The organism is Pseudomonas sp. LRP2-20 (genome assembly GCF_024349685.1).
Lineage (GTDB): Bacteria > Pseudomonadota > Gammaproteobacteria > Pseudomonadales > Pseudomonadaceae > Aquipseudomonas.
This window is the reverse complement of the sequence record NZ_AP025944.1, coordinates 3189892-3213762: the sequence shown is the minus strand read 5'-3', so window position 1 is coordinate 3213762 and position 23871 is coordinate 3189892. Positions and strand designations below refer to the sequence as shown.

Here is a 23871-nt window from a genome sequence, read left to right as displayed (position 1 = left end):
GTCGATTTGGCTGGCAATGGTCGGGCTGGTCTTTGGGTATGGCCTTTGCGCCGTTCCACTCTGGAAAGGAGTGCCCCTTCCATACTTATTTTTCGATCTATCGTCGAACAGGCTGTTATATTCGTATTTCGCCGCGCCAAGGTTGGCAAATGAGTGAGAGCTGAATGACAAATAACAATTCAACCATTCTGAGGCCCTGCTACCCGCCTTTGGAGGAAATACTGAATGCTCCCGGAGCATGGGTCGAGCCTCCCAACATTCGCAGAGGCGGGGAGAGCGGTGTGCTTCGGGTTGAGCTAGAGGGCCTGACTTTCTACAAAAAGCAGCAAGTCGGGCATGTCTATCGAAGCCTTTTCCACCCGTTTGGCTACCCGACTGTTGCTCGCGAAGCGAAGGCCCTTCGTGCGGCAGCGTTATTGGGAGTGGATACGCCACCGCTTCTCTACGCTGACATTTACAAATGCGGCAGAGATTGGAATGCAGTGATGGTGACGGCAGGTCTAGACGGCTATTTGTCGCTTGAGGACTTCTACGCTCATAATCTTGACCAATCACTTGGATCCAGACGTCACCATGAGATCCTGGAGGCATATGGCCGAGTGCTCGCCAGGTTGAACCTTGGTCGTTGGCAGCACGGTTGCTTGTACCTCAAACATGTCTTTGTAGACTTCAGCGAGCCGTGCGTGAAAGTGGCGCTGCTTGACCTGGAGAAGGCCAGGAAGCGCCTCACCGCTAAGAAGGCTGGACGTCATGACTTGAGACAAGTCAAACGCAGGTCAGGATGGTCAGGGGATGAGTGGGAGGCATTCTGCAGGGGCTACAGGTTCTCGTTCGGGCAAGGTGCAGAACGGATGCTATGAGGGGTTTGCGCAATCTAGAGTAGCCGATCGCCTCTGGCTTCCTAAACACCTCTAAGCCTCATGAGAAGGCCTAGGCAATTGATTGCTTAACAAGAGCAGTGGTGCGTTCCAAGTCTCAATGGGCGCTTGCGGCCGGAAGAATGAGATCAATAATCCAATCTTCGGATGGGTACATTGCCCCGCTTGTACTGCTGATAGCCGGTGTATGGAAGGATGAGCGTGTCGGCAATGGCCGATAATCCCATATCCACGAAAACCGTACCTGCAGACCAGTGGTTACCCGATCGAGCAGGCCCGCTCAGGTTGCAGAACTGATAAGCGAGGCCGCTGTAGGCTCGAGAAATTGAATGACAGTCCGATCCCCAGCGGGCGAGGTTATCGACTGCTTTTGACTCGTCGGATACCGTTTCAATGGTACCGCACCCGCTAAGCACTACTCCGCACGCCAACCCAATCCATAGTTTCATGAGGCCACCTCGACGGTGATGGCCGAATCATATCACCTCTATTCCATCGCCCGCCATGCGCGGGCTTTTTTTTGCCTGGAGAAATCCAATGAGCAAACCCCGCGACGTTCGCAATAACAACCCCGGCAACATCGACTTCAACCCACGCAATGACTGGCAAGGCCAGATCGGCAAGGAACCTGATGGCCGCTTCGCCATGGCTGTCTAAAACCGCTTGAAAGCTTCTCGGTTTCACTGGGCGAAACTCGCTCAAACTTGCCAATGCCAATTAGACAGGAACGACGCATGGCATGCGTCGTCCGCCATGGGTCGATGGCTGCTATCCACTATTGGCCGTGGTTCGCATTCCAAGCATCGAAAGCTTGCATCATCCTTTGTCTGGTCGACAAATCGGCAGGTATCAAATGCTCGATTCGCAGTGACTCTACAGTGATGTCCAAGGGTAGCCCGAAGGTCGTAAAGGTAGAGAGAAAGCTCAACTCGCCATCTGCAATGCGCACTCGTGTCAGCAGCACGGGGCTGACAGTCTCTGCGTGCAAGACCATGCCCGGTGGCGGGAGGCTGCTCAGGCGCTCTGCGAGCGTAGGGTTGCTGACTGACTCCCTGGCCGCGCGTTGCCACGCGGCAGCACGGATCTCCTGGGCATTGGCCAGGCGATCACCGAGGCCGCCGGGGCATAACAGTGTTTCCAGCAGGTTGAGGCCGGATGACAGGTCCTGCGCCACACCCGCCAGCGCCAACAGTAGACCTGTGCTCACGTTGGCGGCGGTGATATCCCAGTTGCTGTCTATGACGATGGCAGGCGCCGGATTGCTTGCATGCAGGATATGTTCGAGGGCCATGTGTACCACACCCATAGCGGGCGCATCGAGTGGCGTCGCGGCGTAGCGCGGCGCGTAGCCAGCGGCAAGAAACACTTCGTTGCAGTGATCCAGTGGCGCTCCAAGGGTCGTCAGTAAGGCATGCAAAGTGCCGGGGCTGGCTTTGGCACGCCCGGTTTCCACACAACTGAGGTGGCGTTGTGAAACCCCGGCCATCAGGGCCAGGTCAAGCTGGCTGAGCCCCGCCTGCCGACGCAGGTGGCGCACATGCTGGCCCGCGGAAGTGGCCGGTGTGGGGGATTTTTGATGGAACAGTGGGTAACTCATGCTTCGTCTCTAGCCCGTCCTTGCGCTCGCGCTCAATGACCTCAGAGGTCATTGAACGCCGACAATCCTACCCCTACTGTGCCAGGAAACCTATCAGGGACATGATCATGGCACTTCGTTTTTTTGCGCTGGCATCGTTGGTGCTCTTTTCGATATAGAGCGGCTGGACGATATTGATTGCCGAACAATCGCTGCTGGCCTTTGGGCGCGCGCTCGTTTCGCGGCCGGACACAGCCCAGGTCGTCATCGACTTGTACTTGATGGCGGCGCTGGCCTGCGTCTGGATGGTGAAGGACAACCGCTCTCGGGGCAGGTCGCTCATCGCAATGCTTCCCTACTTGCTGCTGACGGCGGTATTCGTTTCCGTGGGGCCGCTGCTCTATCTGGCGGTCAATGGCCTTGATCGGGGGCGCCAGGTGTGAACGATGCCTTGAACGTCTACGCGATGTGCGTGGTTGTGCTGTTCCTCAAGATGTTTGCAGTCTCCGGTTACCAAGGTTGGTTCCGACTGCGACACAGGGCATTTACCAACGCAGAAGACGCCGCTGTTTTCAATCGGGTTGCCCGTGAAGCAGAGCTTGCACAAGTGAATCGGGCGAGCAGGGCCTGGGCAAACGACCTGGAGAACATCCCGACTTTTTTCGCGCTCGGTGGGTTGGCCATTGCCATGAATGCGCCTGCAACCGTCACGGCAGTGTTGAGCATTCTGTTCACCGCCGCCAGGGTCCTGCATACCTTGGCTTACTTGAGGGGTATTCAGCCATGGCGCACGGCTTTCTATGGTATCGGGATACTCTGTCTCTTGGGGTTCTGCACGTCGCTCACAATGACGATATGGGTGCGCTGATCCTAGGTTCCTGCCAGAAGCCCGAGGCAGAATTTCCTCCGAGATTCAGTTTTGCAGTGCGGCCCCAACATCCAGATGTCGCCCATCGGCTGCTAGCTGCCCGTCGCAAGGGCAGCTTTCGACCCAAAGCTGCCTCTCGCGAAGGGCAGCAATCGGCCAATAGCGGTCTGTCGATGACCTCGGCGGTTTTCACGTTGCGACATCGCGATGCACCGTCAGGTGATGAGCGACCTCAATGCGTAATGGGCACGCAGCTCTGACTCAAGGATGTACGACCCAAATGGTTCATCATGCGCTGTCTATCCGGAAGCCTAGAAGCTACATTTTTCAACGCAGCATCAGTGTGGGCTGCTGGGTGCCTAGCCTCAACGCGACCAAGTTGCCCTTTCAAATCCCTTTTGCCAGGCGAGCGGTAAGTTCTAGCGCCTGCGCCCGCAGCGCCTCACAAAACAAATCCACTGCTGCTGAGCCCGGTCTATGTTCGGGGCGTATCAACATGACCGAATAGGGGACGCTAACGCTCAGCCGGCGAATCGACAGCCCACTGTGCACTGCTTCTAACCCGCTCAATGGGTTGATAATCGCCACTCCCAGCCCTTGCTTGACCATGGCGCATACCGATGCCGCGCTAGTCGTCTCGATTATCGTGCGCCTGTTCACTCCCGCAGCTCTGAAGTGCTGATCCAACCGTTGCCGGTAGGTATCAAGGCTCGCCAGATTGATGAAACTCACCTCGTGAAAGTCGCTCAGCTCCAGTTGGGGCTTGTTCAACAATGGGTGTCGATCCGGTAACACGCAAACCAGGCCAGCGCTAAATAGGAGCTCTCCTTGGGCACCTCGTGGCACTTGCTCGCCTTCAGTCAAGCCAAGGTCATGCTGCTGTGCCAGCAGTGACTCTTCCAGCAATGGCGACTCCTGTGCAGTGATGCTCACGCTGACGCCCGGGTGACTCTGATGAAACTGCCGGCACACCTCAGGGAGCAAGGCATGAGAGAAGAGAGGCAGGGAAGTAATAGCCAGCCTGCCATGTTCAAAGTTGCGGATCGCCTGGGCGAATCGATCAATGCGCTCCAGGCCGACGTAGGCCCGCTCGACTTCCTCAATCAGCAGCAACGCCTGCGCCGTCGCTAGCAGGCGCCCCCCCTCACGGTCAAACAGGCGCAGCCCAACAACCTGCTCCAACCGAGCCAGTTCACGGCTAATAGTCGGCTGTGAGGTGAACAGCAGTCGCGCAGCATTGGTAACGCTGCCGGCAGCCATGATAGCTCTGAATATTTCGATATGGCGCAGCGATAGCTTCATGGGGAGACCAGAAAGGAAAAGACTGGGCATATCAGATATGAATCGATTAAAGAAAAAAAGCTATTTTTATGAAACTTTTACTCAGTTCATGCTGGTCGCATTCCTGTAACGAGGCACGCTCATGAATGCTGATGCACCTTTTGAATTACTAGCCGCTGCGGTTCGCCGTCATGGTTCGCCACTTTGGGCGTATGACGCCCGGACGATTATTGATCGAATTGAAAAACTGCACGGCTTCGATACGGTGCGCTACGCGCAGAAAGCCAATCCCAATCTGCATATTCTTCGCTTGATGCGCGAACGGGGGGTGGTGCTCGATGCGGTTTCTTGGGGGGAGGTGGAGCGTGCCTTCGCGGCGGGAGCGTCGGTGGATGGCGATCCAGCGGGTGTTGTGTTGACGTGTGACCTGCTAGATCAAACGACCTTGGCCCGGGTAATCGAATCAAGGATTGAGGTCAATGTCGGCTCGATCGATATGCTTCGGCAGTTGGGGGAGCGATCGCCAGGGCATCGGGTCTGGCTCCGTATCAATCCCGGGTTCGGCCATGGTCACAGTCGCAAGACCAACACGGGAGGCGAAAATAGCAAGCATGGTATCTGGCACGAACAACTGGAAGAGGCACTCGACTGCATCAGCACTTGGGGTCTGCACCTGGTAGGTGTCCATATGCATATTGGCTCGGGCGTGGATTACCCGCACCTGGCGCAGGTAGCTCAGTCGATGACTGACCTCATTGCTCGGCTGGACAGGAACATAGAGGCCTTCTCCCTTGGTGGAGGTCTGGCTACACCGTACACAAGTACCGACAAACCGGTCGATATCGACAAATATGCCCGGATTTGGGCCGCTGCTCGGGAGAAAATCGAGGCAATCCTTGGCCATGCCGTACGCATGGAGATCGAACCTGGACGCTTTCTGCTGGCAGAATCGGGTTACCTCGTGACCGAGGTTCGCGCTGTGAAGAAGGCAGGTGGCAATACCTTCATTCTGGTCGATGCCGGGTTCAATGACTTGATGCGGCCCGTCTTGTACGGCTCGTACCATCGCATGACCTTGCTCGACGTTGATGGCCTACCAGTGTCTCGCCCTTTGCAACCCACCCTGGTGGCGGGCCCACTCTGTGAGGCTGGTGATGTGTTTACTCAGAGCGAACACGCGTTGGCTCCCCAGGACTTGCCCCAGGCCAGGGTCGGCGACCTGCTGGTGATTCATGATACGGGCGCCTATGGTGCTTCCATGTCTTCGAACTACAACAGTCGCCCCCTGTTGCCGGAGTTACTGATCGAGAACCAAAGCTACCGAATGATAAGGCGGCGGCAGACCGTCCAGGAACTCTTGAATCTGGAGTTGTGCCCATGAGGCGTTCCATTGTTGACCATCTTGTCATCGTGTCACCGACACTAGCGGCAGGCGCACAACTGGTCGAAAGTCAATTAGGGGTGAGCATGCAGCAGGGTGGCAATCATCCCCGCATGAGCACTCATAATCTACTTTTACGATTAGGCGACTGTTTTTATCTCGAGGTGATTGCGCCCGACCCTTTGGCGCCGAAACCCAGGAGGCCCAGGTGGTTTGGGCTTGATAAACTAAACGCCCAAACATCTCCACGTCTGGCCCACTGGGTCGCGCGCACGGAATTTCTGGATGCCGCAGATGAAGAGCTACAGAGTGCTTTTGGTGTTATCGAACCGATGAACAGAGGCGAGCTGTCGTGGAGTATTTCCATCCATACAGACGGACGACTGCCGCTGGATGGAGTAGTGCCCAGCCTGATCGACTGGGGCGACTCGAAGCCACCGGCACAGAGACTTGACGAGAAGGGTTGTCAGTTGCATCGTCTTGAAATTTTCCATCCCGAACCGGGTGCTGTCGAGCACCATTTGGAAATGATTGGCTTCTGCGGTCCGGTCAAAGTCATACGCAATGACCACTATGGTTTGCGGGCTTATATTGAGACTCCGGACGGTCTCAAAATACTGTAGCGAAGGGCCGCTTCTGACCGATAGCTGTCCTCGGTGAACGGCAGCAATGGGTCGAAAGCGGACAGCCAGCGGCGACTATCAGGTGATACCAAGCGAGTACTTGCTAAGCGTCGCGTAGAGAGGTCCGGCATCCAGTAAATGTCGATGATGCTCTTGTAGTTGTTCCGAGTGCCTTGAATGATGTCCCGGCTATCCAGCGACATCTGGGTGTAGGCGCCTAGGCTAGGCTCTGTACGAAAAGAGTTGTCGCAAACACCGCATGGAACAAGCCAGTGAGACCATTGCGGCATAGCTTTTTGCAAGCTTGTCGAAGCGTGTCACGATCCTGCGATTCCCTTTCAGCCAGCCAAACATGCGCTCGATCATGTTGCGCTGCCGGTACTTGGGCCGATCAAACAGTCTTGGTAAGCCAGGTTTGGGCTTGCGCTTCATTGAGCGTAGCGGGATGACAGGCTGCATCCGATATTGATCGCAGTAGAGGCGTAGCCCTTGTCGGCAAGCAGCCATTTACAGCGTTTACGCGGACGACCACGTTGGCTTGAAGGAATGCTGACGCCGTCCAGCAGAGGCTGGGCGTAGCTGATGTCACTGGCTTGACCGCCAGAGAGAAGGAAGCGCAACGGTGTCCCGTTGGCGTCGCAGAGCATGTGGATCTTGGTTGTCAGGCCGCCGCGACTGCGGCCTAGAGCGTGATCGGCAGGCTCTCAGGCCCCCTTTTTTCCGAGCGCCAGATGAGGCTCGGGTTGCACGTACTGCGGTTGAGTCGATCATCCAGGTTTGCAGATTGATCAAGCCTTGCTCATTCAATCTCAGGTGCAGACGTTTAAGCATCTGGTCGAATGTGCCCTGATTTCGCCAACCCCGAAACCGTTGATACACCGTTGACCACGGGCCGAAGCGCTCCGGCATATCTCGCCACGCAGCACCCGAGCAGAGCACCCAGAGCACGCCATCGAGCATCAATCGGTCGCTAAGGCGCGGGCGCCCTCGGCCATGGGTTTCGATGAAGAGATCGGAGACCAAACCCCACGCCTCGTCCGAGAGTTCGTAACGCTTTGCCATCACAGAATTCCTTTCCGTCGATGGCGGGGGGCTCTACAAAATCTCGGCGTTCAAGGGGCGACGATTGGGTTTCTCGGGATTTCGTACAGAGCCTAGGAATGGCGTCTGCAGCTTGCCGCGCCGCCTCCGAGCATGGGAAGAGCTCGGCATACCCTGGCCGCCATATCGCGGGAGTGGATAGAGGGGAGAGCGGTTAAAAAAATGGACCTTTTTTCCGTGACCGGTGGTCAAGCTAGTTGGATAGGCCTAATTACAAATGAGTGGCCTGCCGTCCTAGCTTCACCAACAAGCCACCGGCGGCGGAGGAGAGCACTATGCGCAGACGAGGCGGTGTGTACTGGGCTTGGTCAGACCCTACACTTCATCACCGATCCCACGAAGAAACCGTGCACGGCGGCACCCTCATCGACGTCCAGGTGAGACTTTCGCGCACCGGCTGCACCCAGCTTTTTCTAGGCGTCTACGCACACTCCGGCATGGCACTGCATGAAGAGGCTTACGAGTCCAGACCGGGTGAATCGATGTGCCGCTCGTTAGCATGGGGTATTGGCCGAGCGCGTCGAGTTGCTTGCGAGTGTTCCCCTGCTGGGGAGGGGTAACTGCTGGCTAGAGTACTTTTGTACTCCCATCGGGATTTCCCCTGGGACTGCAGAGCTTGGCCCTTCACAGCCTCGCTGTAAATGAACCTTCGACCTGTCGTTGAGCAAAAGCGAGCGTTCGTTTTTCTGCCTTGCTGGATGGGCAATGCTGTTCATTGTTTACCATTTCGCAATCCCTTTTATGAAACGTTCACCATTTCACCGGCTGAGCGAGGATCGTGGGATGTACAGTCCTCCAGGAGAGGAGAAAAATAAGGGCTGCGATTAGGTTGGTTAACGGTAGTGTAGGGCAGGGCGCTGGCGGGCAGCGCCGGAGGGTAAGGCCCGGCGAACCTCAAATTCGAGCATGGCCCTCGGGTTGTCGTCGAAGACCTCAGCCATTTCCTGATAGACCTTGTAGTTGGCCTGGCTGCGGGTGGCAGCCGAAACGATCTGGACGAACGGCTTAATACTGCAACCTACGTATGGGTACATTGCCCCGCATATATTGCTGATAGCCGGTGTAAGGAAGGATTACTGTATCGGCAATGCCTGATGCAGCCATATCGACAAGGATGGGGAATGGAGCCCAGTGCGCCCCGGTGCGTTGCGGCCCATTCAAGTTGCAATACTGATACGCAACGCCGCTATACGCTCGAGTAATCGAATGGCAGTTGGTCTGCCATTTCGCCAGATCGTCCACGGCTTTCGACTCGTCTGACACTGTTTGCACAGTCCCGCACCCACTGAGACCAATGGCCAGCACCATTCCCATCCATAGCGTTTTCATCAGGTCACTCCGTTTGTGATTGCCGAATCATAGCGCATCTATGTCAGTGCCCACCTCGTGCGGGTTTTTTTGCCTGGAGCAAATCCATGACCCAATCCATCGCCTGCGGCGTGCGCAATGAGCTGTCAGCGACTTGCCGGCAATGTCTGCTTCGGGTCCAGGCTGTGTGAAAACGCAAGTAAGTACGTCGAGTAGCAAAAGAAGCAGGGGCACCCTGTAAATTCAGCAGATGTAAGTGCAGATCTACCTCAGTCGGGCACCAGGTGCGGCCTGTGCTATGTGGTCCGCGGCAGCGGCTCAGATAGCCGTATGCGGACATAAAACGCTTGGACTCATGTTCTGATCGCTTCAATCAGCCCAGCGATGCCAAAGATGCTCATCATTCGTTTGAGATTGTAAGCAAGTACGTGAAGGCTCATCTCGGTGCGCCTTGGATGACGTGCCTCCTCCTCGCTGTTGTCCACCCAACAGTAGCCGTACAGCGATGTTGCTGTAGCAGCATGCCGTCCACGATAAAGCGCTGGCCGGCGTAGAAATACATAGGGTCTAGCCGGTTGGCATGAAGTCTGCCCTGTCCCCTGGAATCTCATGAATCCCAGGGGCCGATGTGAGCACTGACGAATACCCGCTGATTGCCAGAAAACGAGTAGACGCCACTGCGCTGGCAGGCGCGGATGGACAAAGTTTCGCCTGTGCTTCTACAAAAACCGCCGACATCGCGCTGGAGTTCCGCGCGGTGACCAAGCGCTACGAAGGTGGCCGGTCAGATCCGAAGAACGCAGTAGAGCAGGTAAGCCTCGCGGTGCGGCGCGGTGAGGTGCTCTGCCTGATGGGCACTTCCGGCAGTGGCAAGTCGACCTTGCTGCGCCACGTGAACCGGTTGATAGAACCGAGCAGCGGCGAAGTGCTGATCGATGGCGAAGTGCTGGGCAACTTGACCCTTCCAGCGCTGCGTGAGCTGCGTTCGCAGCGCATCGGTATGGTGTTTCAGCACTTCGGACTGCTGCCTCATCGCAGCGTGCGCGACAACGTTGCCCTGCCCCTGGAGCTGCGTGGTGAGCCGGAAGGCGCGCGGCACGCGGCGGCGCAACGGCAGTTGCAGGCAGTGGGGCTCGGTGAGTGGGGCGAGCATTTCCCCCACGAGTTGTCTGGTGGCATGCAGCAACGCGTTGGGCTTGCCCGGGCTCTGGTCACCGAGCCTGACATTCTGCTGATGGACGAACCCTTCAGCGCGTTGGACCCGACCATCCGCCGCGACCTGCAGGGTCGCTTCCTGCATCTGGTGCGCGAACGCGCAATCACGACCCTGTTGGTGACTCACGATCCGGGCGAGGCGCTGCGTCTGGCCGACCGCATTGCCGTGCTGCGCGCCGGTCGACTGATTCAGGTCGGAACTCCCGAAGAACTGCTCGAACACCCGGCGGACGAGGGCGTGGCGGATTTCTTTGACGAGCGACCCCATGTCAGTCCAGCCGTGTCGTCGCCTGGCTACCAGGCGGTCGGCGCCTCATCTCCGGCGGCCGTGGAAGAAATCTCGGCAAACAACTGGATTCGCCAGGGCCTCCTGGGGCCGGCAGCCTTGGCGGCCGCCGGACGAAACGGCCTGTTCTGGCTGGCGCTGCTGGTCGAGTTGATGGCCCTGGCCGGGTTCGCTGGCGCTTGGCGCGAGGGCGCTGGGTGGACGCTGGCCACGGCAGTGGCAGCGCTATTGGTCAACCGCATCGCCAGCGCCTGGCTGAGCCGTCGTGGCAACGGCCGCGACTCCCATGGTGTGGTGCTGCCCCTGGCGCTGCTGCTGGCGAGTCAGATGTTGACGCTTTGGCGCGCCCTGATACCTGATGCCACCGGCGCACTGCTGCAGTTCCCCGCCGACCGCGACAGCATGCTGGCGGTCGCCGGTGCCATTGACCGATTGATCGCCTGGTCGCAGCTGACCTTCGAGAGCGCCTTCGTCGGGGTGATAGTTGCGGTGCGCACCGTCATCGAGGGCGCTGAAGGCGTGTTGGGCTGGATTCCCTGGCCCGTACCGGCGCTGGCCCTGGTCTACCTGGCTTGGCGCTCTGCCGGCGCCGCCCTGGCCCTGACCAGTGCGTTGGCCCTAGGCTACATCGGCCTGTTCGGCTTCTGGGAACGAACGGTTTCCACCATCGCTCTGGTCGGCTCATCGGTTCTGCTGTCGCTGCTGATCGGTATTCCCACGGGCATCCTGCTGGCCAAGCGGCCGCTGGCGCGGCGTGTGATCACGCCGCTGCTGGACGTCATGCAGACATTGCCGACTTTCGTTTACCTGATCCCGGCGGTGGCCTTCTTCTCCGTCGGCAAGACGCCGGCGGTAATCGCTACGGTGATCTTTGCCCTGGCGCCGATGATCCGCCTCACCGCCCTGGGCATCCGGGAGGTCCCCAAGGCCGCCGTCGAGGCCGCGGTCGCCCATGGTGCGACGCCCTGGCAGACGCTCACCCGGGTCGAGTTGCCGCTGGCCTCCGGCTCCCTGTTGCTGGGTGTCAACCAGACCATCGTCATGAGTCTGTCGATGGTCGTCGTGGCAGCGCTGATCGGCGCTGGCGGCCTGGGATACGACGTCATGACCGCCCTGCGCAACATCAAGGGCGGGGAGGGTGTCCTCGCCGGCATAGCCATTGTTTTTTGTGCCCTGGTACCCGACCGGATTATCCAGGCATCCCTTCGCAAACGTCATCCTTCCACTCAGGAGTAATACATTCCATGGCCAGATTCCTTTCTCGCGCGCTCGCGGGTGCCGCCTTGCTGGGTGCGCTCATGCCGGCCACGGCAAGCTTCGCCAAGGACAAGATCGTCATCGGCGAGCAGAACTGGACCGGCGCCATCGCCATTCAGTACATCCTCGGCGACATCATCTCCAGTCGTCTCGATGGGGACGTCTCCTACCTTGCCGGTGACCTGCCTGTACTGTTCGCTGCGGCCGCCAAGGGCGACGGTTCGGTGGACGTGCTCACCGACATCTGGCTGCCGAACCAGTCCGCAGCCTGGGCCAAGTACGTCAGCGGTGGCACGCATTCGCTGATTCCTAACAAACAGCCCTATGTCGGCGTGCAGGGCTTCTACATTCCGGGCTACATCCAGGACAAGTACGATGTGAAGTCGGTGTACGACCTGAAGAAGCCGGAGGTGGCCAAGCTGTTTGCTCCGCTGGGCGGGGGCAAGTCCCAACTGCTGGTCGGCCCGGCGGGCTGGGAGTCGACCTATATCGGTCAGATCAAGGCCAAGGACTTTGGCTTCGACGGCAATTTCGAGGCGGTGTCCACCGAGGCCTCGGTGACTTACGCGAAGCTCGACGCGGCCTACAAGGCCGAGCGCGGCGTGATCTTCTATGCCTACACGCCGGACTGGATCTTCTCTGCCTATGATCTGCGCCGTCTCGATGAGCCGCCGTTCGACGGATATGCCCAGGACAACAAGAAGGGCGACCCGCTTTACAAGGCAGATGGCTGCTGGAAGTTCATCAGCCCGACCGTCGATGCCGACTGGCTGAACAAGAGCAGCGTCACCTGTGCCTATCCCGATGCGAAGGTGCACATTCTCGCGTCCTCGGCCCTGCAGCAGCGTGCGCCCCGGATCGCCGCATTCCTGGAGAACGTGAGCATCGATCCGGTATCCCTCAATGACCTGATCCTCAAGATCGAGCGCGAAAAGCAGCCGGCGGACGCCGCGGCTAAGGCTTGGGTTGCAGCCAACAAGACGACTGTCGACCGCTGGTTGAGTGCCGCCGGCACCAAGGTGGCCGCGCAATGACACAGCATGCCTAAGGTTTGTGTGGTGCCTGGTGTGTTTGCCTTGGGGTATGTAGCGCCTATGAGATCGAGCGCCGCCCGCGCGGCGCATCGCGGATAAATCCGCTCCCACAGAATCACTGCCAACTTCACTGGCGGCTTTGGGTCGATAGCTGCCAGTCGCTACCGGCAAGTTTGGACCGAAGCGGTCATTTGATGTGATTTGTAATGCCTGGTGGCCGATACCAAGGAGCGACGGCAGCGACGTGCACACCTATCTGCGTCCGGAGCGAAATTGGGGTGTGAAACGTGCGCCGCGCTATGGAAATCCAGTCTGCGTATTCACCCTAATAAATCTCATCCTACGGCTCTTAGCCACCATCACACCTCAGGTAGCCTGATACCTGGCTAGATAGCGAAACTCAACCTTCTGGTCGATACAAAAAATCCATATCCTCTGCTCGAATGTGCCACTTTTCAGCAGTTTCACGTGTAGCACCTGCCCTACGCAGCACAGCCTCAGCGGGAGCAAACACGCCAGCATAATGATGAGCAAAATGACCGATTAACATCAGAATGATCTGCAGGTTGGCTGAGGCCAGCATGTACTGGTCGGCCAACGAGACCGCCTGAGCATTCTGGAGCGTTCCAATGTAGTCGCTGTGCACATGCCCGCTCAGGAAGGGGTAGTACGAGGTGAAGTAGGTCTTGTGCAACCCTGCTTCCACAGCTAGATCGTTCCAATGCCACCCTGCATCCCAACTACCCTTGCGAAGGCGTTCTTGGTGAGGCTCAGCATAGCTCTGGAAGTAACGGGAGCTCTCTATGGAAGGCCACAACAGAGCAGCGTCTGCCTCAGCTTTCTGTCTAGCGAGGCGAGCGTCATCCGTGGTTGCAGCCATCTTGCTTCGCTTCTTCCAACCGCAATATTCCCAGACGTTGTGCCGGAAATCCCGCAACGATTCATTACCTTTGCTGTGTAGCCATGTCATGACCAGATAATTCTCGATCGCAGATCGAGTCAGGACCGCCACCGAGGAGTGATCGATAAAGCTGTGCGAGGGAATGACTTGGTTCCGGAAGGGCGAAGGCTCCAGCAAGGAGCGTACAGAGCACATATGCCGAAACAGCTTCTTCGCCAGGTCATGCTGGCTGAACATCCAAGCTGGCGTATGGGCAGTGGGAACGTGCTGTTTTGCTTGGGCAGTGATCATGTCAGCGATCAACGCGATCAAAGCATCAAATTCTCGTTCCAATTCTTGAGCGCGCTGGTATTGCATTCTCATCCTTCTCCCATCGTAGCGCCGGATGGTTCGAGTTTAACCCCACTCCATATCCGCTTACTTTCGACGATTTGCGGTCTTAGGTGAAGCAGTGACGAGGCAGGCCCAATTGAGCTACGAGTCGGCAATTGATTGGTCTTGCTTGGGCGGATCACCCTCCGTCGAAAGCAAGAGAGCCCACAGCGAGTTTCGAAGTGGGCTTCCTCCTATACAGGATGTTAAGCCTCAATCGCATCGCCCCTGATGTCCAGGAGCTGCCCGTCAGGCTGGAGTATGGAAGGCGCATCAGTTGTTAGAACAGCCATTCCCCACAATGTGGTACTCCATGATATGCCGCTCGCCTTTGGAGTCGTCGTAAGTCAGCTGCATCGGCACAACTTCGCAGACATTGGGCACCGCCGTCACAGCCACAACGTGCGCGATATCCAGGTTCTGAGAGTAACGGTAGGGCTCAACCGTTATTTGTGCGGTTTGAGTACCTTGGTCATCGGCCATAGCAACAGAACCAAGGCAGCCTAGGAACAAAACGAGTAAAAGTTTCATGGTAATCACCTGTACTGAGGGCGTAAGAAGTCCTGAGCATCCAATCAGCGCTCAGTCGTCATAAATGTTGGGGATGGCCCGGCGCAGCAGGGCGCCGGGCTGAGCTACATCAGAAGGGTTTGGTAGGCAGGTATTTGCCGTCCAGGGTGATCACAGCACGGTGGCCACCATCCGGATCTTCGACCTTCTTGATGTCCAGCTTGAAGTTGATGGCACTGATGATGCCGTCGCCGAACTTCTCGTGGACCAGCGCTTTGAGGGTGGTTCCATACACCGACATCATTTCGTAGAAGCGGTAGATGGTGGGGTCGCTCGGCACGCCGTCGAAGAAGCTGCCGCGGATCGGCATCGATTGCAGCAGCGCGACTTGATCAGCATCGAGGTCGAGCTTCTCGCCGACGACCTTCGCGGCGCTTTCAGGCAGCGGATGTTGGCCAAGCAAGGCAGCGGTGACGAAGGCCTCGGACAGGCCGGTACCGTCAACGATTTGCGCAAAGGACAGGTCCTTGCGAGCCTTGGCCAGAATGATCACTTCAGTCAGTTCTTGGCGAGCGGTGCGAGTGGCTTGAGTCTGGATCATGTTGAATCTCCTGGGTAAGTAAAGGTGCAGGTACAGGTTTCAGGCGACGTGCCTGGCTTGCTGGGAAACGGCGTGGACTTCTGGGTTTTCTGCGAGAGATACGAAGGTGCCGGTACTGCCATCAAAGGCGTCGATACGTCCGGTCTCGATGTCATAGATCCAGCCATGCAGGGTCACACGGCCTTCTTCGAGAGCCAGGCGAACGGATGGGTGGGTCTGGATGTTGGCCAGTTGCGCAATCACGTTCTCGCGCACCATGGAGGCGACTTTGCTGGGCTTATCCACGTGATGACGGGCCTCGTTTACTACCTTGGCCGAGTCGGCGTACCGCAACCAGCCGGCTACGGCGGGCATGTGGTCCAGGCATTTGCAGGTGGCGATGGCGGTCATTGCACCGCAGTCGGAGTGGCCGCAGATCACGATGTCCGCAACGTTAAGTCCGGCGACCGCGTATTCGACCGAAGCCGAAACACCCCCCGGCTCTGGCCCGTACGACGGCACGATATTGCCGGCGTTGCGGATTACAAACAGATCGCCTGGCTCCCGTTGGGTGACCAGCTCAGGCACCAGTCGGCTATCAGAGCAGGAGATGAAGAGAGCCTTTGGCGCCTGCTGGTTAGCAAGGTCCTTGAACAGTTTGACCCGCTCAGGAAAGGCGTTTTTTTGAAACTTCAGAAATCCGTCGATGATCGCTTTCATGGTTGCTGTCTCAATGTCGCTGGGTGTGAGACAAAGATTAAGCAGTGCATGGCATAAGGTAAAAGTCTCATTTATTATGATTAGGATCAGATTATCTTATGGGTTTCGACATGCTCGCTCGACACATCCAGTACTTCCTAGCCGTTGCGGAACATCTCAGTTTCACGAAGGCTGCAGCGGCGCTGCATGTCTCTCAGCCGGCCCTTTCTCAGCAAGTAAGGCAGTTGGAAGAGAGCCTAGGAGCCCAGTTGTTTGACCGGTCAGGCCGCACGACGCGTTTGACTGACGCGGGGGATGTCTATCTTCTCTATGCGCGCCGTGCGTATCAGGAATTGCAGGAAGCCAAAAGGGCTATACATGATGTCAGCGACCTCAGCCGTGGCTCATTGCGTGTTGCCGTAACGCCGACGTTCACAACTTATCTAGTGGGGCCGCTAATCGAGGCATTTCATTTCAGGTACCCCAAGATCACCGTCAACCTGAAAGAGATCTCCCAGGAGCGTATCGAGGAGCTGCTGTTGGCGGGAGATTTGGACGTAGGGATCGCATTCGATGAAATACATGCACCTGACATCGAAGCCATCCCCTTGCTGAACGAAACACTCGCTTTGGTTATGAACCGCAGACACCGCCTGGCCGAGGAACGCTCCATTACCTCGCACGGCCTGAGTGCTGAGTCTTTAGTCTTGCTCAGCACTGAGTTTGCCACTCGCGAGCAAATCGACCGTTACTGCCGCAAATATGAGATTCGCCCAAAGGTGCAGATGGAGGCCAATGCCCTAGGCGCAGTGATCGAGATCGTTCGCCGGACGAATCTCTCGACCTTATTGCCTGCCAGAATCGCATTGGCCCATGACGACCTGGTGGCCATCACGTTGGAGCCGGAGCGCTTGCAGCGACGGGCCGTTCTAATGCGGCGCAAAGACGCCTTTCTGAGCGCAGCGGTGCGCGTCTTCATCGATCTGACTAAAGAGGTATCCAGCGATCTCGATCAGTGAGGGTTTGCGGGACCGCAGGATGCGCGTGTGCAACAGGGCCCAAGGGAAAGGGAAAGTGCAACGATGATGGCCTGCCCGACCGACGAAGCGGAGATTGGAAGGAGAGGAAAGCCCCCTATTGGCTTTCTAGCTGCAGACGGCGCACTGATGTGTATCACAAACCGCAATTGGGATGACGAATCGCTTCTGAACGAAAAAAACCTGATCCTTTGAGTCAACAGGATCAGGTTGGCGGTGACTTACAGGCCGAGCTCGGTCAGACCTGGGTGGTCATCCGGACGGCGACCCAGTGGCCAATGGAACTTACGCTCGCTTTCCTTGATAGGCATGTCGTTTACGCAGGCGAAGCGGCGGTGCATGAGACCATCAGCTTCAAATTCCCAGTTCTCGTTGCCGTAGGAGCGGAACCAGTTACCGGAATCATCGTGCCACTCGTATGCGTAACGGACGGCGATACGGTTATCGGTAAAGGCCCAGAGCTCTTTGACCAGGCGATAATCCAGCTCTTTTTTCCACTTGCGGGTAAGGAACCCTTTAGCTTCTTCGCGGTTGGTAGCAAACTCAGCGCGGTTACGCCACTTAGTATCCAGCGTGTAGGCGAGCGAAACTTTCTCCGCGTCGCGGCTATTCCAACCATCTTCCGCCAGTCGGACTTTTTCAATCGCCGTTTCGCGAGTGAAAGGCGGAAGTGGTGGGCGAGTTTGGGTATTGGACATGGTGGTGCCTCCAGATGAGATGGATAATTGAGTAAACCAGTGCCAGTAAATCGCAGGCCTATAGCAAGGCCGCTTAAATCATCAATTTGTGAAAGTTAAATCGCGCTGCTAACGACAGCATTAAAATTGAATTCTATTGCCACGCCTTGATGGAGGCGGTCGCAATTAATAGAGATGCTACAGGTGCAGGCGTACGTATCCTCGGAACTTTGGTTCCGTGGAATATCATAACTCTTGGTAGAACCATGCTTATGCTAGAAGCGTTCGTACTCTACCTGCAGTGGCGGCAATCGAATTTAAATTTCATTCTGCCTAGCCGAGCACTCTGAGTTCGAAAGAATTTACAGTTGTGCCGGATTTACAGCCCCAACTCAGTCAGCCCCGGATGATCATCTGGACGGCGGCCCAGCGGCCAGTGGAATTTGCGCTCGCTTTCCTTGATAGGCATGTCGTTTACGCAGGCGAAGCGACGGTGCATCAGACCATCAGCTTCAAATTCCCAGTTCTCGTTGCCATAGGAGCGGAACCAGTTACCGGAATCATCATGCCATTCGTACGCGTAACGGACGGCGATCCGGTTATCGGTAAACGCCCAAAGCTCTTTGACCAGACGGTAATCCAGCTCTTTTTTCCACTTGCGGGTGAGGAAGGCTTTGGCCTCTTCACGGTTGGTAGCAAACTCAGCGCGGTTACGCCATTTGGTATCCACCGTGTAGGCGAGCGAGACTTTCTCCGCGTCGCGGCTGTTCCAGCCATCTTCAGCAAGTCGGACCTTTTCAATCGCCGTTTCGCGAGTAAAAGGAGGAAGTGGCGGGCGAGTTTGGGCATCGGACATGGTAGTGACTCCAGTCTAGTTAGATAGATAAGTGTGAGTAGTACTTCTAAAGCTCAAGCTTTAAGGCGCGAGCTCTTTCAGCAACATCCGCGCAACTTCCTTTGCGTTATCAGCGCCGTGATAATCACCCATAACGCGAGCCATGGTGATTGCGCCTTCCATCAAAATAAATAACTGCCTAGCTAAGAGCAACGGTTGCTCGGTGTTCAATTGCTCAGTCAGTTCAAGCGTATAGTCTAAGAGTTTCTGCTTGTGCAGCTTGGCGATCTGGCGGATGGGGTCATCGGGATCCCCTACCTCACCTGCCGTGTTAATGAACGCACAGCCGCGGAAATCATCAGCCTCAAACCAGCTTTTCAAAACAGTAAACATACTCAGTACGCGATCATACGGCGTAGCTGCTTTGTCGCATTCAGTTCTGAACCATTGCATCCAGCGTACGTCGCGGGCGCTCAAGGCCGCAGCCGCGACATCATCTTTGGTAGCGAAGTGGTTGTAGATACCCTTCCTTGACACTCCAGAGGTCTTCACCAGTAGATCCATGCCCGTGGCATGAATCCCGTTTTCGTAGATGAGTTTCTCGGCGGTGGCCAGGATCTGGGCTCTGTGATCTATCGTTGGTCTGCTCATGAGCTCAATGTAGAACGATCGTTCTCCCCGGTCAAGCACCATCAAGTAATTTCTTCGATTAACGGAGCGAACCCCAGTGATAGACAGCTTCGGGCCGTCACCCAAGACCGTCCTAGATGGCTAGAGCAGCTTCAAGGCCGACTAGACAGTTCTCCGGGGAGATAGGGTTTGATGATCCAGACGTGCGCGGCGGGCACTCGTCCCGGGCCATCCCTTATGGGAGGGCCTAGTTAGAGAGCGGTTGCGGGGCCACATCGCAACTAATGGCTGATGGCACTGGGTGTTGAGGAGAGCCTTTGGTACGGCTCAGATGCAAATGCGACGGCCGCGTCGGGGTTGCGAGCGGGACTAAGCGGACGACGAAACCCCTCTGATGACGCCGCCAAGCACAAAGCGCTGCGCCTATCGATGGCTGTCGGGGCCGGCGGTCCTCCGAGGCCGATGCACTGAATTAATCACGACCATAGCGGAAAAGTATTTTGCGCGCAAAATATTATCGCGCAATATTAATCCCAAGTACCAAGCAGCCGCTCACCCCTTACGAGACACTGGAGAACGATCATGACCATTCATAAAACATTCGCCATCCTCACTCTTACACTCGGCGTCAATGCTGGTGTTTTCGCGCAGACCGCCACTCCGTACCAGTACGGAATGGACTTGGATATCGACAAGGTTGTCTCTGTGGATGCCGCACCCAGCAGCGGCGGCCAAAACAGCATTGCGACTCTGACCTACCGTGACAGCCACGGCAAGGAGCAGAAGGTGAGTTACATCCGTCCGAACACTGCAGCCAACCAGAACTAAACGCCTGCCCACGCCCTAGGAGCTCAAACCATGAAACTGTCCCGTACCCTCACCGCCGGCCTGCTGGCTCTGGCTGTCAACAGTGCCTTCGCCGCTGGTAGCCCGGGCGTGGAACACACCACCCAAGGCTTCCTTGAAGCTCTGGCTGCAGGCGGCGGCAAGCCGCTTGAAACCCTGTCGCCGAAAGACGCCCGGTCGGTGCTGACCGGCGCTCAGGCAGGCGTGAAGGTCGACTTGTCCGGTATTCAGGTCGAGCGCCGTACCATCCAAACCGATGGCCAGCAGCTGGAGATCCGGGTAGTGCGCCCGGAGGGCGCTAAGGGCGACCTGCCGGTATTCATGTTCTTCCATGGTGGTGGCTGGGTGTTGGGCGACTATCCGACCCACGAGCGACTGATACACGACTTGGTAGTGGGCTCTGGTGCGGCAGCGGTCTACGTCGATTACACGCCATCGCCCGAGGCCAAATTCCCCACTGCGATCAACCAGGCTTACGCCGCCACCCGCTGGGTCGCTGAGCATGGCAAGGAGATTGGTGTCGACGGCAGCCGCCTGGCAGTGGCAGGCAACAGCGTCGGCGGCAACATGGCCGCGGTAGTAGCCATCAAGGCGAAGGAAGCCGGAACTCCGAAGCTGCGCTTCCAAGCGCTGCTGTGGCCTGTGACTGATGCCAACTTCAACAACAGTTCCTACAACCAATTCGCTGAAGGGCACTTCCTGACACGCAACATGATGGAGTGGTTCTGGGACAGCTACACCACTGATCCGAAGCAGCGCGACGACATTCACGCATCGCCCCTGCGGGCTAGCCTGGATCAGTTGAAAGGTCTGCCGCCGGCATTGGTACAAACTGCAGAAATGGACGTGCTGCGTGATGAAGGCGAAGCCTATGCCCGCAAGTTGAACGCCGCTGGTGTGCCAGTAACCGCAGTGCGCTATAACGGCATGATCCATGACTTCGGCTTGCTCAACGTCCTCGGCGAAGTGCCTGGGACCCGCAGTGCGATGGACCAGGCTGCAAAGGCGATCAAGCAGCACCTGAAGTAACAGCGGCGATCAAAAACGGGGCGACCATTGTCGCCCCGTTCGTATTTCACACTTCACAAGCCACCTTCGACTTTCATAGCCCGTCGATCTACTGCTTAGATCCGGACGTCAACCAGGGCGAACTGAAAGGCCCACCGGATCGCATTCATCGTGAGACCGGCTAAACGAGGCGCGCCGCCTGATGCTCAGCGAGCAATTGGATGCTGCAGGTGCGGCATATCGCGTGAGATATGAAAGCCCATCTCAGTTTAGTAGGGAGTATCGGCGCTACCACGGTGCTCCGCCGAAGCAAGACATTCAAATGTAACGATCACAAACAGAGCTCTGAGATAAATCGACAAGAGTCATTCACGATCGCGACCTTCGCACGCGCGTTGTGCATTGGTGTAGCCCCAGATGCTTCACTCCTGCGGTATCTGTTGGCTATGGCAGTCCGCTATGGGTCGATAACTGCCAGTCAGCGCTGACCTCATTGACCCGCGTCAGATGCTCGCAGAGCCTCCGATATCAGCAGTTGACGCCATGGTCCTTCAACAACTTGTGCATTGCTTGCACGCCGGCGCTAAGCGGGTTGTTGCCCTGGCCTGGTTAAGCCATTCCAGGTGAACACCGTGCCGTCGTTGTGGTTTTTCTTCTGTACATAGCCAGGCAGCCCCCGGCAGTTGGCTGACGCGAAGGCCAGGTACTGCAGTCCCAACGCAGCCGCTGTGGCTTAACTGGCCTCGATCACAATGCGGACCTTCGCAGGCACGCTCGCGAGTGCTTCTTCCGTCATGGCAATAGCGCTCCATGCCCGCGCATGTCAGCGGCCTTGAAAAGAGGGGGAAAGGGATTGCTCTAGGTTCATTCAGCGCTTGCTCATCGCGGCTCCCTTAGATCCGATAGGCTGGGTAGTTCAAGGGCAGGATCAGGCACCGCTTCCTGCGGTCAGGGCCTCAGCCTTCAGCGATGAGTATCCATCTTGCGCCAGATACAACAAACCTCGCACCGCTGCTGGCAACCTCAGTCTGGAATATCCGTCATCCACGAAATCGTTGCGTCCTGGTTGCAGCCCTCGATTGACGTTTAACGCGACGGGTCTTCGCCGTGCGCTGTTTCAGTTCGCCGGCTCGACTAGAATTGGAACAGAGGGGACTGCGAGGTGAGTCATGCGCTACTCAAAAATCAGGCCGTTTCTCTGGTGGGCTGGCGCCTTGCAATTTTTCGCGATCCTGGCGGCCATCGAGCACAGGGCATGGGATGTGGTGTTCATTTGCCTGATGGTGATTGCGGTAGGTATATGGTTCGCCAGAGATGCGCAGCGTTTGGAAGCCAGCAAGCACCCGAGTACCAGGTAATCGCCCTCGCCAGGGAGGCGTAATCGTTGAACAGGGTGGTAAGTTTCGCTGCCTGTCAAACAACGAAAGTGATGATTGGCGGCTAACGACAAGTCGCTGCGGTTACGGGGTCAATCGGAAGAGGCATCGAAGTTGATCGCTCATCGATCCACGAGTGTGGTCAGTCAGATCCATGAGCACGGCGAACGCTCCCGCCTTGCGCTCAAGGCAATGAGGCCGTGTGCCTGGCCCGAGATAGACTACACTTCGAGCCGAAGCTGATTGTGACCGAGCTTCATCAAGCTATCGTCGCTCTGGCGATTCACACCGACGGGCCCTGAATGGCCCAAAGAGGGTGCACCAATGGCGACTATCGACACTGAAGTCTTCGCGCAAGGGCTGTTGCAGGTCGAGGCCTGCTGGCAGAGGTATATCTCATCGCAGCGGCTTACCGACGGGCTGAGGGGGCACGCCCTGAAGGGCGCGATCGAGACGGCGGAGCAAGATTTCAGGCATTTTCAGAACCAGAGCCAGCGATTCTATGCCGAGGTCCGCAAGCGAGTGACTGACGCTGAAAAACTGGAACGCGACATGGCGCTATACCCCCATTATTACCTGCCCAAACCTTGAGTTAGGTTGCTTGTCAGGTCTGCTCTGTGGTCTGTCATCAGCGAACTTGGTGTGCATCTCCCTCCTGCCTTTGGTCGATAAACACAGGGGGGGCCTCGGTACAGCCCCTGACTTCAAAACAGGGTGTATAGTCATTGCTCGGGTGACTGTCTTTCAGTGGCTCACAACCGAGACGCCAACATGTACCAGACGTACCCCAGCGCGGCCCACAAAGCCCACCAACGCCTCTGCGAGCAAATCGAAATCTTCCTTCAGCATGGCGGCCACATTCAGCACGTTGCATCCGGCGTCACCGGTTCTCCTGATGGCGTTTCCAAGGTTCAGTGGAAAAAAGAGCGAACAGCAAAGATGTGATGAACAGTGCCGGCGCTTGCTACCGGACATGGCCATACCATTACAGCGCCATTGACTGCGCAGGCTCGGGGGTTCCCCAGTGGACGAAGAACCAAGCGACTCGTTTATAGCCGCGTGCATCGGTGTTTCCGAACAACAAGTCACTCTTTATCGCCGTGAAGCGTTCTTGCTGGGCGATGGTTCATGGCTTGTGCATTTTGCTTTCTTCATGCCCAAAGAGCTGCGTCAGCACCTTACTGGCAGCTTTACCTTGTTGCTGAAGGCCCCGCGGGCGCCTGGCGATGCCCGCCAGCCAGATGAAGCCTGAACAACGAATCAACACGAGATCAACACAGGTTTGAAGGCGCTGGCACTGGACGAGCGCCTTGTCATCCTTCCGGCAGCGTTACCCCACAGACAAATTCATCCGAGCCGAGCCGGTGCGAGCCAAATTCCACCACGTAGCCATCGCCACGGCGTTGTGCCTCGGCCCTGGCGGTCTTCTGGTCGGCATAGACGTCGACAAAGTGCCACGGATGTACGGCGCGTAGAACACCCCAGCCAAGCACACAGCCCTCATTGTCAGGGTCTGCTGGAAGATTTTTGGCGAGGCTGCGAATGCTCATGTTTCTCTCCCTGGAATGGACGACTTGACAGTACTACCGCCG

At 57.1% G+C, this 23871-nt stretch carries 26 protein-coding genes and 4 pseudogenes; 17 read left to right on the top strand and 13 right to left on the bottom strand.

Translation table 11 applies throughout. From position 1 onward, the window contains the following. Positions 1–164 precede the first annotated feature (164 nt). The gene (locus OCX61_RS14340; RefSeq protein WP_261940081.1) at positions 165–860 is read left to right on the top strand and encodes a lipopolysaccharide kinase InaA family protein; all 696 of its coding nucleotides are present in this window, start codon (positions 165–167) and stop codon (positions 858–860) included. A 146-nt stretch (positions 861–1006) separates the two neighbouring features. Here OCX61_RS14340 and OCX61_RS14335 read toward each other — a convergent pair whose 3' ends face one another. Beyond that, on the bottom strand, positions 1007–1327 hold the full coding sequence (locus tag OCX61_RS14335; RefSeq protein ID WP_261940080.1) for a YceK/YidQ family lipoprotein: 321 nt from the start codon (positions 1325–1327) through the stop codon (positions 1007–1009). An 88-nt stretch (positions 1328–1415) separates the two neighbouring features. Here OCX61_RS14335 and OCX61_RS14330 point away from each other — a divergent pair. Next, positions 1416–1523, top strand: a pseudogene (locus OCX61_RS14330) (structural protein P5); the annotation flags it as partial. A gap of 130 nt (positions 1524–1653) precedes the next feature. Here OCX61_RS14330 and OCX61_RS14325 read toward each other — a convergent pair. Then, positions 1654–2475, bottom strand: a complete 822-nt coding sequence (locus OCX61_RS14325; protein WP_261940079.1) for a helix-turn-helix domain-containing protein — start codon at positions 2473–2475, stop codon at positions 1654–1656. 107 nt (positions 2476–2582) lie between these two features. Here OCX61_RS14325 and OCX61_RS14320 point away from each other — a divergent pair. Beyond that, positions 2583–2897 (top strand): annotated as a pseudogene (locus tag OCX61_RS14320) (DUF2834 domain-containing protein). Beyond that, positions 2894–3322, top strand: a complete 429-nt coding sequence (locus tag OCX61_RS14315) for an MAPEG family protein (RefSeq protein ID WP_261940078.1) — start codon at positions 2894–2896, stop codon at positions 3320–3322. The pseudogene OCX61_RS14320 and the gene OCX61_RS14315 overlap by 4 nt, the downstream one beginning before the upstream one ends. Before the next feature lie 387 nt (positions 3323–3709). On the opposite strand, the gene OCX61_RS14310 is transcribed toward OCX61_RS14315, so the two are convergent. Next, entirely contained in the window at positions 3710–4624 is a 915-nt protein-coding gene (locus OCX61_RS14310) for a LysR family transcriptional regulator (RefSeq protein WP_261940077.1), read from the bottom strand. A 121-nt stretch (positions 4625–4745) separates the two neighbouring features. Here OCX61_RS14310 and lysA point away from each other — a divergent pair, with 121 nt between their 5' ends. Together lysA and OCX61_RS14300 are read left to right on the top strand one after the other, a co-directional pair. Further along, positions 4746–5984: a diaminopimelate decarboxylase gene (gene lysA, locus OCX61_RS14305; RefSeq protein WP_261940076.1), complete on the top strand. Its 1239-nt coding sequence runs from the start codon at positions 4746–4748 to the stop codon at positions 5982–5984. After that, positions 5981–6607, top strand: coding sequence for a VOC family protein (locus OCX61_RS14300; protein ID WP_261940075.1), 627 nt, complete (start codon positions 5981–5983; stop codon positions 6605–6607). The genes lysA and OCX61_RS14300 overlap by 4 nt, the downstream gene beginning before the upstream one ends. A gap of 222 nt (positions 6608–6829) precedes the next feature. On the opposite strand, the pseudogene OCX61_RS14295 reads toward OCX61_RS14300, so the two are convergent. After that, positions 6830–7669: pseudogene (locus OCX61_RS14295) on the bottom strand (IS5 family transposase). A gap of 314 nt (positions 7670–7983) precedes the next feature. Between OCX61_RS14295 and OCX61_RS14290 the strand changes: the two are divergent. Then, positions 7984–8268, top strand: coding sequence for a hypothetical protein (locus tag OCX61_RS14290; protein ID WP_261940074.1), 285 nt, complete (start codon positions 7984–7986; stop codon positions 8266–8268). Between the two features lie 445 nt (positions 8269–8713). On the opposite strand, the gene OCX61_RS14285 is transcribed toward OCX61_RS14290, so the two are convergent. Continuing rightward, complete coding sequence (locus OCX61_RS14285) at positions 8714–9037, bottom strand: YceK/YidQ family lipoprotein (protein ID WP_261940073.1); 324 nt, start codon at positions 9035–9037, stop codon at positions 8714–8716. 661 nt (positions 9038–9698) lie between these two features. Here OCX61_RS14285 and OCX61_RS14280 point away from each other — a divergent pair. Continuing rightward, complete coding sequence (locus tag OCX61_RS14280) at positions 9699–11753, top strand: ATP-binding cassette domain-containing protein (protein WP_261944318.1); 2055 nt, start codon at positions 9699–9701, stop codon at positions 11751–11753. 8 nt (positions 11754–11761) lie between these two features. After that, positions 11762–12808, top strand: coding sequence for an ABC transporter substrate-binding protein (locus OCX61_RS14275; protein ID WP_261940072.1), 1047 nt, complete (start codon positions 11762–11764; stop codon positions 12806–12808). A gap of 400 nt (positions 12809–13208) precedes the next feature. On the opposite strand, the gene OCX61_RS14270 is transcribed toward OCX61_RS14275, so the two are convergent. The 4 genes from OCX61_RS14270 to OCX61_RS14255 form a co-directional block, all read right to left on the bottom strand. Continuing rightward, positions 13209–14066, bottom strand: coding sequence for a DUF5677 domain-containing protein (locus OCX61_RS14270; protein ID WP_261940071.1), 858 nt, complete (start codon positions 14064–14066; stop codon positions 13209–13211). A 288-nt stretch (positions 14067–14354) separates the two neighbouring features. Further along, positions 14355–14612 carry a DUF2790 domain-containing protein gene (locus OCX61_RS14265; RefSeq protein WP_261940070.1) on the bottom strand — a complete coding sequence of 86 codons (258 nt, stop codon included), beginning with the start codon at positions 14610–14612 and terminating at the stop codon, positions 14355–14357. Positions 14613–14721: 109 nt separating this feature from the next. Continuing rightward, positions 14722–15192, bottom strand: coding sequence for a cyanase (cynS, locus tag OCX61_RS14260; protein WP_085622528.1), 471 nt, complete (start codon positions 15190–15192; stop codon positions 14722–14724). Positions 15193–15231: 39 nt separating this feature from the next. After that, entirely contained in the window at positions 15232–15891 is a 660-nt protein-coding gene (locus tag OCX61_RS14255) for a carbonic anhydrase (RefSeq protein ID WP_090313438.1), read from the bottom strand. Between the two features lie 110 nt (positions 15892–16001). Here OCX61_RS14255 and cynR point away from each other — a divergent pair, with 110 nt between their 5' ends. After that, entirely contained in the window at positions 16002–16889 is an 888-nt protein-coding gene (cynR, locus tag OCX61_RS14250; protein WP_261944317.1) for a transcriptional regulator CynR, read from the top strand. A 239-nt stretch (positions 16890–17128) separates the two neighbouring features. Here cynR and OCX61_RS14245 read toward each other — a convergent pair whose 3' ends face one another. From OCX61_RS14245 to OCX61_RS14235, 3 genes are all read right to left on the bottom strand, one after another. Beyond that, positions 17129–17605, bottom strand: a complete 477-nt coding sequence (locus OCX61_RS14245; RefSeq protein ID WP_261940069.1) for a nuclear transport factor 2 family protein — start codon at positions 17603–17605, stop codon at positions 17129–17131. 358 nt (positions 17606–17963) lie between these two features. Further along, positions 17964–18440, bottom strand: a complete 477-nt coding sequence (locus tag OCX61_RS14240; protein ID WP_261940068.1) for a nuclear transport factor 2 family protein — start codon at positions 18438–18440, stop codon at positions 17964–17966. Positions 18441–18500: 60 nt separating this feature from the next. Then, the gene (locus OCX61_RS14235) at positions 18501–19070 is read right to left on the bottom strand and encodes a TetR/AcrR family transcriptional regulator (protein WP_261944316.1); all 570 of its coding nucleotides are present in this window, start codon (positions 19068–19070) and stop codon (positions 18501–18503) included. 561 nt (positions 19071–19631) lie between these two features. Here OCX61_RS14235 and OCX61_RS14230 point away from each other — a divergent pair. The 7 genes and pseudogenes from OCX61_RS14230 (at position 19632) to OCX61_RS14200 (ending at position 23531) form a co-directional block, all read left to right on the top strand. Beyond that, on the top strand, positions 19632–19877 hold the full coding sequence (locus tag OCX61_RS14230; RefSeq protein WP_261940067.1) for a DUF2790 domain-containing protein: 246 nt from the start codon (positions 19632–19634) through the stop codon (positions 19875–19877). 30 nt (positions 19878–19907) lie between these two features. Continuing rightward, a complete protein-coding gene (locus OCX61_RS14225) occupies positions 19908–20924 on the top strand; it encodes an alpha/beta hydrolase (protein WP_261940066.1) in 1017 nt (338 codons plus the stop codon). A 157-nt stretch (positions 20925–21081) separates the two neighbouring features. Continuing rightward, positions 21082–21231 (top strand): annotated as a pseudogene (locus OCX61_RS14220) (helix-turn-helix domain-containing protein); the annotation flags it as partial. An 841-nt stretch (positions 21232–22072) separates the two neighbouring features. After that, positions 22073–22261, top strand: coding sequence for a hypothetical protein (locus tag OCX61_RS14215; protein WP_261940065.1), 189 nt, complete (start codon positions 22073–22075; stop codon positions 22259–22261). A 342-nt stretch (positions 22262–22603) separates the two neighbouring features. Further along, the gene (locus OCX61_RS14210; RefSeq protein ID WP_261940064.1) at positions 22604–22870 is read left to right on the top strand and encodes a hypothetical protein; all 267 of its coding nucleotides are present in this window, start codon (positions 22604–22606) and stop codon (positions 22868–22870) included. Positions 22871–23050: 180 nt separating this feature from the next. After that, a complete protein-coding gene (locus tag OCX61_RS14205; RefSeq protein ID WP_261940063.1) occupies positions 23051–23224 on the top strand; it encodes a hypothetical protein in 174 nt (57 codons plus the stop codon). A 79-nt stretch (positions 23225–23303) separates the two neighbouring features. Next, on the top strand, positions 23304–23531 hold the full coding sequence (locus OCX61_RS14200) for a hypothetical protein (RefSeq protein ID WP_261940062.1): 228 nt from the start codon (positions 23304–23306) through the stop codon (positions 23529–23531). A gap of 61 nt (positions 23532–23592) precedes the next feature. Here the strand turns inward: OCX61_RS14200 and OCX61_RS14195 are convergent, their stop codons facing one another. Then, entirely contained in the window at positions 23593–23829 is a 237-nt protein-coding gene (locus OCX61_RS14195; RefSeq protein WP_261940061.1) for a hypothetical protein, read from the bottom strand. Positions 23830–23871 lie beyond the last annotated feature (42 nt).